Source organism: Parabacteroides sp. merdae-related_45_40 (assembly GCF_001915675.1).
The window spans coordinates 1-15,882 of the sequence record NZ_MNQY01000150.1; the positions used below are offsets into that span (position 1 = coordinate 1).

General features: G+C 45.9%; 12 protein-coding genes and 2 pseudogenes. 10 read left to right on the forward strand and 4 right to left on the reverse strand.

Annotated features, from left to right (window positions below):
* From BHV83_RS21265 to BHV83_RS21290, 6 genes and pseudogenes are all read left to right on the forward strand, one after another.
* On the forward strand, nucleotides 1-310 hold a 310-nt coding region (locus BHV83_RS21265), incomplete at its 5' end, for an EamA family transporter (RefSeq protein WP_286758033.1).
* Nucleotides 311-389: 79 nt separating this feature from the next.
* Nucleotides 390-638, forward strand: a pseudogene (locus BHV83_RS21270) (DUF3078 domain-containing protein); the annotation flags it as partial.
* A gap of 107 nt (nucleotides 639-745) precedes the next feature.
* Nucleotides 746-1,765: a phenylalanine--tRNA ligase subunit alpha gene (gene pheS / locus BHV83_RS21275; protein WP_005642298.1), complete on the forward strand. Its 1,020-nt coding sequence runs from the start codon at nucleotides 746-748 to the stop codon at nucleotides 1,763-1,765.
* Nucleotides 1,766-1,844: 79 nt separating this feature from the next.
* The gene (crcB, locus tag BHV83_RS21280; RefSeq protein WP_005640316.1) at nucleotides 1,845-2,231 is read left to right on the forward strand and encodes a fluoride efflux transporter CrcB; all 387 of its coding nucleotides are present in this window, start codon (nucleotides 1,845-1,847) and stop codon (nucleotides 2,229-2,231) included.
* A 3-nt stretch (nucleotides 2,232-2,234) separates the two neighbouring features.
* Nucleotides 2,235-2,879 carry an endonuclease III gene (gene nth / locus BHV83_RS21285; protein ID WP_005640314.1) on the forward strand — a complete coding sequence of 215 codons (645 nt, stop codon included), beginning with the start codon at nucleotides 2,235-2,237 and terminating at the stop codon, nucleotides 2,877-2,879.
* Between the two features lie 6 nt (nucleotides 2,880-2,885).
* Nucleotides 2,886-3,785: a hypothetical protein gene (locus BHV83_RS21290; RefSeq protein WP_005640313.1), complete on the forward strand. Its 900-nt coding sequence runs from the start codon at nucleotides 2,886-2,888 to the stop codon at nucleotides 3,783-3,785.
* Between the two features lie 20 nt (nucleotides 3,786-3,805).
* On the opposite strand, the gene BHV83_RS21295 is transcribed toward BHV83_RS21290, so the two are convergent.
* Complete coding sequence (locus tag BHV83_RS21295; protein WP_005640311.1) at nucleotides 3,806-4,270, reverse strand: CinA family protein; 465 nt, start codon at nucleotides 4,268-4,270, stop codon at nucleotides 3,806-3,808.
* Nucleotides 4,271-4,402: 132 nt separating this feature from the next.
* Nucleotides 4,403-5,431: a tRNA (adenosine(37)-N6)-threonylcarbamoyltransferase complex transferase subunit TsaD gene (gene tsaD, locus BHV83_RS21300; RefSeq protein WP_122206054.1), complete on the reverse strand. Its 1,029-nt coding sequence runs from the start codon at nucleotides 5,429-5,431 to the stop codon at nucleotides 4,403-4,405.
* A gap of 18 nt (nucleotides 5,432-5,449) precedes the next feature.
* Between tsaD and BHV83_RS21305 the strand changes: the two genes are divergently transcribed.
* A complete protein-coding gene (locus tag BHV83_RS21305; protein ID WP_272052580.1) occupies nucleotides 5,450-10,045 on the forward strand; it encodes a translocation/assembly module TamB domain-containing protein in 4,596 nt (1,531 codons plus the stop codon).
* A 123-nt stretch (nucleotides 10,046-10,168) separates the two neighbouring features.
* Here the strand turns inward: BHV83_RS21305 and BHV83_RS21310 are convergent, their stop codons facing one another.
* Nucleotides 10,169-11,845, reverse strand: coding sequence for a putative transporter (locus tag BHV83_RS21310; protein WP_005640306.1), 1,677 nt, complete (start codon nucleotides 11,843-11,845; stop codon nucleotides 10,169-10,171).
* Between the two features lie 111 nt (nucleotides 11,846-11,956).
* Between BHV83_RS21310 and BHV83_RS21315 the strand changes: the two genes are divergently transcribed.
* The 3 genes from BHV83_RS21315 (at nucleotide 11,957) to BHV83_RS21325 (ending at nucleotide 13,729) form a co-directional block, all read left to right on the forward strand.
* Complete coding sequence (locus tag BHV83_RS21315; protein ID WP_046451443.1) at nucleotides 11,957-12,805, forward strand: peptidylprolyl isomerase; 849 nt, start codon at nucleotides 11,957-11,959, stop codon at nucleotides 12,803-12,805.
* A gap of 24 nt (nucleotides 12,806-12,829) precedes the next feature.
* Entirely contained in the window at nucleotides 12,830-13,219 is a 390-nt protein-coding gene (locus BHV83_RS21320; protein WP_005640301.1) for a hypothetical protein, read from the forward strand.
* Between the two features lie 69 nt (nucleotides 13,220-13,288).
* Entirely contained in the window at nucleotides 13,289-13,729 is a 441-nt protein-coding gene (locus BHV83_RS21325; RefSeq protein WP_022322200.1) for a MarR family winged helix-turn-helix transcriptional regulator, read from the forward strand.
* A gap of 77 nt (nucleotides 13,730-13,806) precedes the next feature.
* Here the strand turns inward: BHV83_RS21325 and BHV83_RS21330 are convergent.
* Nucleotides 13,807-15,882, reverse strand: a pseudogene (locus BHV83_RS21330) (outer membrane beta-barrel family protein); the annotation flags it as partial.

The following is a 15,882-nucleotide window of genomic DNA, read 5'->3' on the forward strand; positions in this document are numbered from 1 at the left end:
CAAATGGTATCTTTGGGGAAACCTGATCGCGCTTGCCGTCTTCCCTACCGCCATTTCATTCCTTTGTACAACTAGTGCTGTCCAGTATATCGGTTCGACACCGACAGCCATACTGGGAGCACTAGAGCCGGTCACAGCTGTATTTTTCGGGGTTGCCGTGTTCGGCGAAACCTTGACACCAAGGATCGGTTGCGGGATATTATTAATTATTCTCGCCGTGACAATCATCATTGCGGGCAGCAACATCACGAGTCATTTGATCCGTTTTAGAAAGCTCTTCCCTCGGTTGCCGCTCAAAAGAAAACGGTAAGATGAACGGATAATAACTTTGATCTGTGAAGTCAGGGTAAACAAAAGCGAATGCTACCTGTTTTTTACATTTGTGAAAAATCATGGAGAACGTGAACCAGATCATAAACGTGGACTTTTTTACTCCTTATAATAAGCAGTTCGGTAACGTAGACATGAACTGGGATGTTCTGATCAACATGAAAATTAACAAATACCTCAATGCTACACTCAACACCACGCTCAAATACGACAACGACGTAAAAACCATTAATGATGAAGGCGAAAAACGCGGCGCCAAAGTTCAGTTCAAAGATATTTTAGGTATCGGCGTAGCTTACAATTTCTGATAAAAAGAAAATAGTTGACTCCCTTTTTTCAAAAAAACCCGCCGTAATCGGTTGCAGTATTCAAAGAAAGGAGTAAATTTGCACGTTGAAAATAAAAATGATTAGAAATGATCAATAAGATTAACGCTCTGCTTAAGGAAGTAGAGAACCTGAAAGCGGCAAACGCTGAAGAACTGGAGGCATTACGCATTAAATATCTCAGCAAAAAAGGTGAAATATCTTTGCTGATGAATGATTTTCGCAATGTAGCGGCAGATCAGAAGCGTGAAGTCGGCCAGCACCTCAACAAGCTGAAAGAGGCAACCCAAAATAGAATTAATGAGCTGAAAGCCAGCTTTGAGAATGTACAGACGACGAATGATGACATCGACCTCACCCGTACATCCTATCCTATTGAATTAGGTACTCGCCATCCGCTTTCACTCGTAAAGAAAGAAATCTGCGACATCTTCGGACGCTTAGGATTCAGCATTGCTGAAGGACCGGAAATCGAAGACGACTGGCATGTATTCTCTTCTTTGAACTTTGCAGAAGACCACCCTGCCCGCGACATGCAGGATACATTTTTTATCCAACATAATCCGGACGTATTGCTTCGTACACACACTTCTTCCGTACAAACACGTGTCATGGAGAATCAAGAGCCTCCTATCCGTATTATCTGTCCGGGACGTGTATATCGTAATGAAGCGATCTCCTATCGCGCACACTGTTTCTTCCATCAGGTAGAAGCCTTGTATGTGGACAAAAACGTTTCTTTCGCCGACTTGAAACAGGCATTACTGTTCTTCGCCAAAGAAATGTTCAGCGCAGACACGAAAATCCGCTTGCGTCCATCTTATTTCCCGTTCACTGAACCTTCTGCCGAAATGGATATTTCTTGTAATATCTGTGGTGGAAAAGGCTGCCCGTTCTGTAAAGGAACCGGTTGGGTGGAAATTCTCGGTTGCGGTATGGTAGACCCGAATGTGCTTGAAAACTGTGGTATCGACAGCAAAGTATATTCCGGTTATGCTTTAGGAATGGGGATTGAGCGTATAACAAACCTGAAATACCAAGTAAAAGACTTACGCATGTTCTCCGAAAACGATGTCCGTTTTCTGAGACAGTTTGAGTCAGCCAATTAAGTTGAGAACCTAAATCATTTACCATCTTCCCCGGGTCCTTAACCAGCCCGGGGAAAAACACACTAAAAACGTAAATGGTATGATAAAGGTTTTACTACTTATAACAGGAGGGGCAATCGGCACCGTATTCCGCTACGGAGTTTCCACGTGGGTACAGCGTTCGATGCTACACTCCTTCCCTTTCGGGATACTTTCGGTCAATGTGATCGGCTCTTTCCTCATCGGCTTCTGTTGGAGTATAGCCGAAACTTGTAATCTATCTGCGGGCGCAAGAGTATTTCTCTTCACTGGGCTGTTTGGCGGATTTACCACATTCTCTTCGTTTGCACTAGATACGATGTCGCTGATGAAAACAGGCGAATATAAGTTGGCACTTTTAAACCTGATCGCCAGCAATGTGTTAGGATTGTTAGCCGTATTCTTAGGATTGCTTCTTGGTAAAAATTTCATGTCACTAATAAAATAATATATGCGCAAAGAGGAACGATATAAAGGAGTCTTGAATTGGTTCAACGAGCATGTGCCGGTCGCCGAAACGGAACTGCATTATGACAACCCGTATCAGTTGCTTATCGCTGTGATCCTGTCCGCCCAATGTACGGATAAACGGGTGAATATGATCACTCCTGCCCTCTTCCGGGATTTTCCGACCCCCGAAGTCATGGCCGCTTCTACTTCGGAAGTGATCTTTGAATATATCCGAAGCGTATCTTATCCCAACAATAAATCAAAACATTTAGTCGGCATGGCGAAGATGCTGATGTCCGATTTCGACGGTGTCGTACCATCCGATATCGACGAGTTGCAAAAGTTGCCCGGCGTAGGCCGCAAGACGGCAAACGTCATAGCCTCGGTCGTCTACAACAAGCCGGCAATGGCTGTCGACACACATGTGTTCCGCGTAGCCAACCGCATCGGCCTGACAAACAACAGCAAAACCCCGTTGGAAACGGAAAAGGAGTTGGTGAAGCACATCCCGGAGGAACAAATCCCGATCGCCCACCACTGGTTGATCCTGCACGGACGTTACACCTGTATCGCCCGCAAGCCCAAATGCGAAGAATGTGGTCTCAAACCTTGGTGTAAATATTTCCTGAGTCCCAAGAAAACATAACGTACAATGAAAGCTGACAAGCGAGAAATAGTGACATTCGTTATAGCTGCTCTCGCTACTCTGGTGGCAGTCTGGTTCTTTTTAGGCAAAATGCAAAAAGAGAAAGATACGGTGCGGACTGATCTATATACCTTAGTCGCCCCGGCATCGGATGCGATCCTAAGTGTAAATCGCCCTGCCGCTTTCACCAAATATATCTTATCCCGAGACTCGGAACGGGATGCTTTCGCCTCGAAGATTCCGGATATCTACCTTTCCATCATCCAAAACAACCGGAATATCCCGTGGTTACTTCTATCTTTCCATCCACAGGGAGTTATCCTTTATGCACAAGCGGGAAACAACCTCGTCGGCCGGATAGAGAAAAACACATTGCAAAAGGCTTTCGGCTCGTTCGCTCCGCAGAAACAAAAAAGGGACGGCATCACTTTTACCTATTACCCGGATACCGGAAACCGTTTTTTCGGTTATTATCAACACGAGGGCATATGGGTGGCAAGTTACAGCAAGAAACTACTCGAAGAAGTCGCCCAAATCCAACGAAACCGGCAAAGTTACCTGCTACCCGACCAAGACCGCCTGCGCAAGTCATTCGACAAAAACGCCCCGTTGAACCTGATGGTACAATCGGACAGTCTCGACCTCTATGTTTCCCTCCCCGATTCAACCGAATGGGGTATCCGAAAAGGTTGGTTAGGCGCCGATCTTTTCATGAATGAAAATCATCTTTGCTATTTCGGCAGTCTTCCTTATAATTCGACCGCCGACAGTTTATATACATCTTTAGGCGACACATTGGTGCTAAGGCTGGAACAGGCCTTTCCGCAATTCAAAGTGTCCAACCAAACGGCACGAGAAAACAACCGGATGTTTTATACAGGATGTTTCACAGCTAAGGGCCAATAAATAACGAGAAACATATTATTTTATAGCAACTGCTGCAGCATCCTCAACGCCGTATTCGCCGCCAACCGGATATTATCTTCACGCTCTGTCCCGAAATGACAGCATTCTGATACGACCATGTCTTTCAGGGCGGCAGCAATCCAGACAGTTCCGACCGGCTTTTCCGGCGTACCTCCACCGGGACCGGCAATGCCGGAAGTGGCAACCGCACAGTCGCAACCTAACACACGGATCGCACCTAACGCCATCTGCTCGACGACCGGACGACTGACTGCCCCGTACTGCGCCAAGCTATCTTCCGAAACGCCTAAAACATGGTGCTTCACTTCATTGCTGTAGGAAACGACTCCCCCGCAAAAGTAATCAGAACTGCCTGCCACACGTGTAATCAGATGTGCAATATATCCGCCGGTACAACTTTCAGCCGTTCCCATCGTCAGATGGCGGGAACGAAGCAACTCGCCTATTTCTTTTTCTATAACCATTCGTATCTTCTTTACCTTGTTCCTATATCTTATAAAAAGTTTCTCCTGTAGGAAACTTTTGTTTCATGCAGGGGAAACTTTTGTTTCATGCAGGGGAAACTTTTGTTTCATGCCCATGAAACGACCAACATGTTACCTTAGTTTCACCTCTACCCTTGCAAAGGGAGCCGCATCCATCGGGCAAAATTGCTTGTCGAGATATTTGTAATACCCCGTTATGGCAACCATTGCCGCATTGTCCGTCGTGAAAGAGAATTTCGGGATATGCACCTTCCAGCCAAAACGTTTCGCATGGTCAAGAAATGCATCCCGCAAGCCGGAATTGGCCGATACGCCACCAGCTACGGCAACCTCCTTAATGCCCAGATCTTTTGCCGCCCGGCGCAATTTGTTCATCAGGATATCGATCACCGTCGCTTGCAAAGAGGCACAAAGATCCTGCTTGTTCTTTTCAATAAAATCGGGATCTTCCTGTAGTTTGTCACGCAAGGTATAAAGGAAAGAGGTTTTCAGCCCACTGAAACTATAGTCGTAACCGGGGATATGCGGTTTGCTAAATGTAAAAGCCTTCGGGTTTCCTTCGTTGGCAAGGCGATTCACGATAGGTCCCCCAGGATACCCCAGCCCCATCACCTTCGCACATTTGTCGAACGCTTCACCGGCAGCATCGTCGATCGTCTGCCCGATCACTTCCATATCGTTGTATGCGTTCACCTTGATAATCTGCGAGTTCCCACCAGATACCAACAGGCAAAGGAACGGGAACGAAGGAGCATGATCGTCTTCCGGCGTCTCCTTGATGAAATGGGCCAACACATGCGCCTGCAAATGGTTGATCTCGATCATCGGGATATCCAACGAAGCCGCCAAACCTTTGGCAAAAGAAGTTCCGACCAACAACGATCCCATCAAACCTGGCCCACGGGTGAAAGCAACGGCACTCAATTCGGATTTATCGATACCGGCACGCTTGATCGCTTCGGCAACCACCGGAATAATGTTCTGTTGATGTGCGCGGGAAGCCAATTCGGGAACAACACCGCCGTAGGCTTCGTGAACAGCTTGACTGGCAATTACATTCGACAACATCACGCCGTCGCGTATTACAGATGAGGAAGTATCATCACACGATGATTCGATTCCTAAGATTGTCACACTCATATCTTCGTTTTAATTTTTGTGCAAATTAACGAAATCTATCGGGATATTGTTGTAGTTTTGTGCTTAAATTATAGTAAAGATATCAAAGGACTTAAATACATAATTGTCACCCTGCTCACTCTGTTCTGGATATTCTATGCAACTCCGGCCATCTTATTGCGCATTCCCTATGTGCAGCAAAAAGTGGCAACAACGGCAACGAGAGAATTATCCGAGTGTTTAGGTGTGCCCGTACGGATCGGGAATGTAGACATCGAATGGTTCAACCGCCTGGTACTGGAAAATCTGTATCTCGAAGATGAAAGCGGAACCGTACTGTTCGATGCCAACCATGTGTCGGCAGGTTTCGAAATCCTGCCTTTGTTAAACGGCAGGATCGTATTCTCGACAGTCCGCCTGTTCGGTTTCTCCGTCAACTTGCATAAGGAAACGCCGGCAGATAAGTTGAACCTGCAATTCGTCATCGATGCTTTCGCCAGCAAAGACACCGTAAAAAAGCAATCCAATATCGACCTGCGTTTCAACTCGATCTTAATACGCCGGGGAAATTTCCGTTACGATGTGAAGAATGCAGCCACTACCCCCGGAAAGTTCAATGCCAAGCATATTGACATCCGCAATATAAGTGCCAAAATCTCTATGAAGGCATTCAACAAGGACAGCCTCAATGCCAATATCAAGAAGATGAGTTTCGACGAGGCTTCGGGCTTTTCGCTGAACAAGCTTTCGCTCAACATCGTAGCCAACAAAGACAGCGCGATCATTAACAACTTTGAAATCAAGCTGCCAGAAACAGATCTTAAAATAGACCGCGCCCATATCCATACCGGAGAAGCAGTTAGTGCATCCGATTTACTGGATCATTCGCCAGTCGAACTGAATATCGCACCTTCGCAAATTTGCCTGAAAGACCTCTCCGCTTTCGTCCCGGCATTCCGCAACTTCTCGGAAACCATCGAACTTTCGGCCGAGGCATCGGGCTACATAAACAATATCGGCTTGAAACGGCTGACACTGAAATACAGCGACAAGATGCTTTTTGTCGGCAAGATGGAGATGAAAGGAATAACACACCCGGAAGACGCCTATATCTTCGGACAAGTCAATAAGATGTATATCACGACCGAAGGAATTTCGGGCCTTGCTAACAACTTCAACGAACGCCCAGTCAAGCTGCCGGATGCGATCGTCAAGTTAGGCACGATCAACTTTACCGGAGAGATATCCGGTTTCTTCGACAACCTGGTCGCTTTCGGCAAGTTCTCGTCGGCGATCGGTTCCGTCCAGACCGACCTGATATTCGGAAACGACAAGGAGAAGAATATCGCCGCCTACCTGAAAGGACACCTTTCGACTTCCCCCTTGCACCTGAATGAACTTTTTCCGGACGGTAATCCGTATGGAACAGCCAAGTTAGCCGTTACGCTGGACACACACCGTCCTGCCAACGGGTCGTTTTCAGGTAACATAAAGGCGAATATAGACGAGTTCGAATACAAAGGCTACAAATATGAAAACATACTCCTGTCAGGTAATTTCCAGAAAAACGGGTTCAACGGAGTGTTGGACATCAACGATCCGAACGGCAAACTGTATGCCGAAGGGCTATTCCTGCATGAAGGCAAAAATTCTATGTTCAACTTCACTTCACGTCTGGAACATTTCCATCCGGACAGCCTCCATCTGACGAATAAATACGAGGCTCCGGATATCTCCTGCACACTGAATGCCGACTTCACGGGAAACAATATCGACAACCTAGAAGGGAGCATTACGCTTGACAGCCTCTCCTTCAAGACCAAGCCGGACAGCTTTTTCCTGAAAAAGTTCAAGGTAGAGGCTACGGGGCATTCACTGGACCGTCATCTGACCATCACCTCCGATGTCTTGAACGGCGAAGTGACGGGTGCTTATTCCTTCACGACAATCGTTCCCAGCCTTATGCAAACATTAAAGGGGTATATCCCGGCTCTGATCAACGTCACGCAAAAGAAACAGAAGGTGATGGAAAACAATTTCTCCCTCTTGCTGACTATCGAAAATACGGAAGCCATATCCAACACCCTGAAACTGCCTTTTACGATGTTGACCCAAGGACGTATCACAGGACATTACAATAACCTGTACAACCGCTTCCGCTTCGAGGCCTATCTGCCTAAATTCAACATCGGCAAGTCCATGTTCGAATCCGGCTATCTGACCTGTGACAACCCGGAAGAAAGGGTAAACTTGAAGCTCAAGGCAACCAACTACAATGCCAAAGGATTGCGCAACTATATGGACCTGAAAGCCGATGCAAAAGACAACCGGATACAGACGCAGATCAGCTGGGCCAACAACAAAGAACGCTTGTTTAAAGCAGACCTCTCCGCCTCTACACTCTTCATCGAGGAAGAACAGGAAAAAGGGCCTGCCAAACTACGTACGGAAATCTCACTGAACAAGAGTCCACTGATCCTGAACGATTCCACCTGGCACATAGCCCCGTCTACTATCACCATTGCAGACGGCAAGATTGGGATACAAGACTTTTCCGTCTCCAACGGCACCGAATATCTCCACATGGAAGGAACAGTTTCAAAAGATCCGGCCGATACACTGTTACTGGATCTGAAACAAGTAGAACTGAGCTATATCTTTGACATTCTGAATATCCCAGTACTTCAATTTGCCGGAAAGGCTACCGGAACCTTCAACATTACCGACCTCTACGGCAGTCGGATGCTAAACACCGATCTCGAAGTACAAAACTTCTCGTTCAACCAAGTACAATTAGGACGCCTCAACCTTTTTAGCGAATGGGACGACCAGCAAAAAGGCATTCTGATGTTAGGCAGCATCTACAAGAACGATACGACTTGGACTGATGTGAGCGGCTATGTCTATCCGGTCGGCAAAAACGCAGGCCTTTCCCTCTTCTTCGGGGCAAACGACCTGAACTTGGCTTTCCTGCATCCTTTCGTCGAAAATATCGCTAAGAACATGCAAGGACGGGGCTTCGGGAATATCCATCTGCACGGGCCGTTCAAGGCGTTGAATGTAGAGGGGGACGCCTTTGTTCTCGATGGTGGGCTGGGTATCGAATATCTGAACACCTACTACACTTTCTCCGACTCCATCCATCTGACACCGGGGGCGATCATCGGACGCAACGTAACGGTGCATGACAAATTCGGCAACTCGGCAAAGGTTAATCTGACCGTCAATCACAAACATTTCAAAGATGTCAGCTTCGATGTAGGAGTCCAGACAAACAATATGTTGGTATTCGATGCCCCCCAAAAGCAGAATCCGCTTATATTCGGAACCGTTTTCGGAACCGGAACAGCCTCTATAAAAGGGAACGGGCAACTGATCAACTTCGATATCAATATGCGAAGTGATCCCAAGACATCCGTCAAACTCGACTTCATGAACAACTCTTCCGCGGCAGAATATGATTTCATCACTTTCGTGAATAAAAAAGAATTGCGGGAAATGGCACTTACCAAACCGGTCGATTCCATTAAACCTCTTATCTTCAAAAACGAAGACGAAGGGGCGGAATTGCGCATGAACTTCCTTCTCGACATCACACCGGATGCCGATATAGAGCTGATTATGGATCCGGTCGCAGGCGATAAAATAACAGGTAACTGCAACGGAAGCCTCCAGATACAGTACGGGACGAAAACCGACTTGCGCATGTATGGAAACATCGGGATCGTACAAGGAAACTATAATTTCAGCCTACAACAACTCATCCATAAAAACTTCAAGATACGGGATGGCAGTATTATCAACTTCCGGGGAGATCCCTTCGAGGCAACGATGAATGTAAATGCCATCTATAACGTAACAGCCAACATACAAGACCTGGATCCCAGTCTGACGTACGAAAGCTCCCGACGCAATACGCCGGTCAATTGCGTATTGAAATTAGACGGTGTGCTGAGAAACCCGACTATCTCGTTCGACCTCGAACTGCCGAGCTCCAACGAAGAACTCCAACGGCAGGTCAAAAGTTTGGTCGATACAGAAGACATGATGACCCGGCAAATTATCTATCTGCTGGTTCTAAACAAATTCTATACGCCGGAATACAATGCGCAATATAAATCGAACGATTTCAGCGCAGTGGCCTCATCCGCCCTTTCTTCCCAAATATCCAGTATCATGAATAGCTTCACCGACAAAGTGCAACTCGGTACAAATATCCGGACCAGCCAGGACGGTATCGAAGATACGGAAGTAGAAATGCTGCTGTCCAGCCAATTACTAAACAACCGCCTCATATTCAACGGAAACTTCGGGTACAAAAACAGTACGATCAACAATCAGAAGAATGCCTTCATCGGTGAGTTCGACCTCGAATATCTGCTGACGCCCAGCGGTGATATCCGCCTGAAAGCCTACAACCATGCCAACGACATGTATATGATTCTAAAACAAGCCCTGACAACACAGGGCGTAGGTATCATGTATAAGAAAGACTTTACCCGCTTCTCCGATATTTTCCGGCGACGGAAGAAATATCCTCTGATCCCCCTGCGCCCCACCGTACCAGACAGCACACTGCAAACACCGGTAACCACAGAGCAAATTCCGACAGCAACAGAACATACAAAAAAGTAATCCGGATTTCATATGTATGAAAGAAGAGGCCACGTTTCTATAAAAGAAGACTGGCACATCATGAAACGGGGGCCTGCATATATAGAAATACAGGCCCCCGTTTCATAATATTAATTAGTACGATTACGCGAAGAACAGAATCAACAACTGTGCCGTCAATACCCGGAGGAACATAGTCAACGGATAGACAGTCGCATACCCTACCGACGGAGCGTCGTTTCCGGCTGTCGCATTCGAATAGGCCAATGCAGGCGGATCAGTCGTACTACCGGCAATGAGCCCCATAAGCGTAAAGTAATTGACCTTGCAGAAATAACGGCCGATACAACCAATGATCATCAGCGGCACAAACGTAATGATGAAACCGTAGCCTATCCAAGCAAAACCGCCATTATTCACAATCGTATCGACAAAACCGTCACCAGCACTAATACCTACGCAAGCAAGGAAAAGTGTAATACCGATCTCACGTAACATCAAGTTTGCACTCTGTGTCGTGTAAGTAATCAATTTATAATGGTAACCGAAACGGCTGATCAGAATAGCCACAACCAGCGGACCGCCCGCCAGACCTAACTTGACCGGCTGCGGAATACCTGGGAAGGAAATTGGAATACTACCCAGCACGATACCCAACGCAATACCGACGAAGATAGTAATCAGGTTCGGTTCATTCAGACGCTTCATCGAATTACCCAAAACCTTTTCCACATTGGAGACCGCTGTTTCGGTACCGACTACGTTCACACGGTCGCCTACCTGCAAAGTCAACCCAGGTTTGGCAACAAGATCGACACCAGCACGATTGATACGAGTGATATTGATACCATACAATTTCCGCAATTTCAATTGTCCCAGACGCTTACCGTTCAACTCCGGTTTCGTGATCAGGATACGGCGGTTGATAAACTGGCTCTCCATACGGATCCACTGTTTACGTTCCATATCGATCTCTTCTCCGATAAAGGTCTTGATCGTCTCGGCATCCGTCTCAGTCGTGATAACAAAAACCTTGTCGTTTTCCTGCAATACGGTATTGGCCGAAGCGATTTCGATCTGCTTGTTGCTATCACGCCAGACACGGGAAATAACAAAATCACGATGTTCCAGCAGGTTCGATAATTCGGCAACCGTCTTATTGAAGATAGCGGGATTCTTCACGATCAACGAGATCGGCTTGGCCTCATTGGTATGAGAAGAATCTTCGCTGTTCAACTGCTCGTTCTCCTTATCGAAACTTACACGGAAAATATACTTAATCAAGATAATAGACAAGATAATACCGATCACCCCTAAAGGGTAAGCGACAGCATATCCCAAAGCAATCGTATTGTCAGACACTCCGTGCATATCGGAAAATGCTTGCTGGGCAGCCCCCAATCCCGGTGTATTCGTTACCGCACCCGACAAGATTCCGACCATTGTCGGCATCGGAATACCGGTCGCATAATGCAGAATGACAGCCGTCAAGACACCTAAGAACACAATACCGCACGCCAGCATATTCAGCGTAATCCCTCCTTGCTTGAAAGAAGAAAAGAAACCCGGTCCGACCTGCATACCTACAGAATAGACAAAAAGTATCAATCCGAACTCTTTAAAAAAGTGAATCACGTTGTGGTTGATCGTAAAACCGAAATGTCCTAAAATGATCCCCACAAACAACACAAGAGTAATTCCCAAAGATACGCCGAAGACTTTGATCTTGCCTAATTGTATGCCTGCAGCGATCACAAAGGAAAGCAGAAGTATGGAGTGGCCAATGCCCTCGCCCCATAACAAATCATTAATCCAATTCATAATAATACGTGTAGTTATAATTTTAAATTTGCCTTAAAGGCTGCAAAGGTAGCCATTTACTTTGTGTTTAACAACATAAATACTATCTTTACCCACCAAATATTTTAAAAGATGAAAAAGAGCTATTGTATCTTATTAGGCTTGTTGGCCTGCCTCTCTCCTGTCTTCGGACAGGGCGATGCGGACACCGTAATATCTGCATCTGAACAGGTTCCTGCGAAAATAGTCACCATCAACACGAGCGTCGGAACCCTAAAAGCAAAACTATATGACGATGTCCCTAACCACGTCCGCACCTTTATTGAACGTGCCAAACGGGGCGAATACAACGGAACGCTGTTCACACGCGTACTCCCTGAATTTATGATACAGGGCGGTGCTCCTGATTCGCGCAATGCTCCCGCCGGTGCCCGCTGTGGTTTCGGAGACCGAAATTCGGAGATCATGCCGGAGATACGGCCTCACCATTTCAACAAACGGGGCGCGTTGGCTGCTCCTCGCCAGAACGACGACATCAACCCGCAAAAGAAATCGGATATGTCGCAATTCTATATCGTACAAGGAAAAGTCTATACCAGCGGTGAACTGGACACGCTGGAAATGATTGCCAACCAGGATATCAAGGAGAAGGCTATGCAGAAATTCTTCTATCCCGTCCGCGCCGAACTACGTATGCAGAAAGCCAGCAATAAACGCGAATACCAAAAACGTCTGCGTAAAATCAACGCCCAAGTAGACTCAATGGTACGTGCTACACCCGGACATCTGCTGTTCACCAAAGAACAACGAAAAGCCTACACCACAGAAGGCGGTTGTCACCATCTGGACGGCAACTATACCGTATATGGCGAACTCATTGAAGGATTCGATGTGCTCGATATCATCGCCGGACAACCTCGCGACGAATATGACCGCCCTAAAAAGGATATCCGCATTATTCAATTGACAATTGAAAATTGACAATTTTCAAAGCTAATATTTCTTATGCTTAAGAGAGACTTCATCATGATACAGATCGAAGAACTTGCTAAAGTAGTCCTTCAGATCATTATGAATCGCAACACAAATGCGGCTCGCCATACTCCAGAGTTGATCCAAACCATATACAGTTCCCTCAAACTGGACCGTCCTACCCTTATGACGGCCCAGCCCGAAGAGCTTGTCCGTCGACTCGACAGTGATGACAACGGCGGAATCCTCCGTCTTGAGATAGCCGTCAAGACCCTGATCGAAGAAAGTTATCTCTATCCCGACGAGGAGCAGGCGATGTTGCAAAAAGCCAAGACAATCTTGGAATATATACAAACGCACGACAACACATTTTCTTTGGAACGCGTGAATATGTTGGACGAATTGGAACGGCGCATTCTTTAATCGACAATCAAACATTTAACCGATATCTCAAGGATATTCACTATTTTTGTGCCGTAAAAGTAAACAGCAATGGCAAATAACGAAACGGCACACGAACTAATACTCCAAATTCTGAAAACGCGAATGACCTTTCGCCAGACCATACAAAGAGTATTGAGAACCAATAATGTCGACATGACATTCGAGATGCTCCAGGTGATGCATCGTTTATGGAAGAAACCCGGAGTCAGCCAGCAATATCTGGCAGAACAGACAGCTAAAGACAAAGCTTGCTTGACCAATCTTATCAATAATCTGGAAAAGAAAGGCTGGGTAGAACGTCGAGGAAACCCGACGGACCGGCGTAACAAACAAATTTACCTGACAGAAGAGGGCGAACGGCTCGCTCTCCGGGTAAAACCTCTGTTGCATGGAATATATGGTCTGATAGGAGATGAAATGCCTTCCCGGCAAATTGTCTCATGTAGAAATAATTTACAAAAAATAAATAGCATACTGGACAAATTGTAACTTGTCCAGTATGCTATCCATAAAGACGGAAACAAGTACATTCGACACACAACCCTAAAAGATAAACAGGGCTCATACTAATGTCCGAACCTTGAAGTATCAATCTTCCCGGCTTCTTTCTTCTTATATCCACCGAAGCGGTAGCTGAAATGTATGGTAAAAGAGCGCGAATAAAAATCGTTGTTCATATCCAAGTGTTGCCCATTAAAACGAACTTTCAAATTGGGCATGCCTGAGTTGAAAAGATCACTGCAACGAGCAGACAGATTTATCCTATCGCTAGCAAAACTCCATTTCAATCCGGCAGTGAGGTTATAGACTGTTTCAATGTCAAAAGTCCCCTGGATCATCGGGGTTTGTATACTACCTATCAATTCGAAAGCCAGATTCTTACCTACCTTAAACGTGTTATCCAGCGAACTGTTGAACATCCATTTCCTCCGGTTAAACGGGATATCAAAAAAGTCATCGCAACGCTGGTGAACTTGCATACCTACCAAAGTAAGTCGTGAATCCAGCCAATTTCCGGCTTTAAAGGGTAAGATGACGTTTGTCCCCCACATCTGCATATAGTTCCAGTTCGTATTCTTATAAATCAATGCCAAACGGTCAGTCGATTGATAGCCCGTCTGTACGAAAAAGTCAGACGTATGCATGAAGAACAGACCGAAAATATACTTTTGCTTCCATATATAATTGCCGTTCAAATTATAGGCTGTCGAAGGTTTCAATCCCGGCGTCCCCCAAAGCTCGGTATATCCGTTCAGATGACTGACGGAAGACTGCATATCCCAATACCCCGGATAAGTCTTATCCGTCGATAACGAAAACTGGAATAAATGTTCGGAAGATTTTACATACGTCAAAGATGCTTGCGGATAGACAGCCCACTTACGATAATTGCCGATGGTATAATATTCACCTGTAGCAGAGATAGAAACCGATGTACCAGTCGCATAGTTCTTGCTCAAGGAAACATAGACATTGGCAGTCTGCTCACGAAGCCGGGAATCCGTATTTTCGGTCGGGATATCACCTGTAACCTTATCATAGGTCTGAAAGTCACGGTCTTTTGCAAATCGGTAAGACATACCGTACCCCAAATCCCATTCTTTAGCCAAAGAACGCTTCCGGTCAACATAAATAGAATAACGGTCTATCTTTTGACCACCGATTATAGAGAAACCGCTTTGAGCACCATCCGCATAATCCGCAAACAAAGTTTGGTTATTATCTGACGTATAATGCGTGTAATCTCCGCCGACATCAAATCCAGATCCGGAATGATATTGCAAAGTGACATTGTGCATACGGGTTTCGACATATTTGTCAACATTGCTTGCCTGATAATTACCGGAAGTCAGGCTATTGCTATGCTGCTCAGGTGTAAAACTGCTGGTATAAGCGAGATTAAAATGATCTTCATCATCCAAATTATATGATCTTCATCATCCAAATTATACTCGAATGCAGTCCTAAGATTGTGGTTCCAATACTTCATCCGTAACTGCTCGTTTTGCCTGATATCATATATTTGATTTTTCAATGTATGCCTGGAATAGAGATCCATATATTCCATTTTTTTTACATCATTGGCTCCATACATGACATCAATAGCCATCTTAGGTGTCGAAAAGCGGAAATTACCGTTCGCCCCACCGCCATTGAAATATTGGTTTGTATAATCGGCATTGACTTCTCCCTGAAAAGAATAATCATTCGAGCGTTTCAAGACAATATTGATCACAGCTCCTCTTACATGATATTCGGGAGGCGCACTGTACATGACTTCCGCCTTTTCCACCCTATCCAACGGAGTATTGCGCAAAAGCGTCTCAAGTTGTCACCCTATCCAACGGAGTATTGCGCAAAAGCATCTCAAGTTGTCCGGCGTCCATTGTTGTCGGTTTTCCATTCAAGACGACCGTCAAATTTCCCGTACCTGCCAAAGTGAGTGCGCCTTTAGTCTCTTTTACACCGGGGAGTTTAGTCAGAGCCTCGTATGCATTGTTCACCACCCCGTCGCCGGCAAGAACGGACAGATCATATCCCAAACGCCCTTCTTCCACCTTCACAAAAGGACGCTCCGCTTTTACCACGACCTCATCCAAAGCATAATCCTGCGGATCAAGTTGAATGACACCGACATCTCT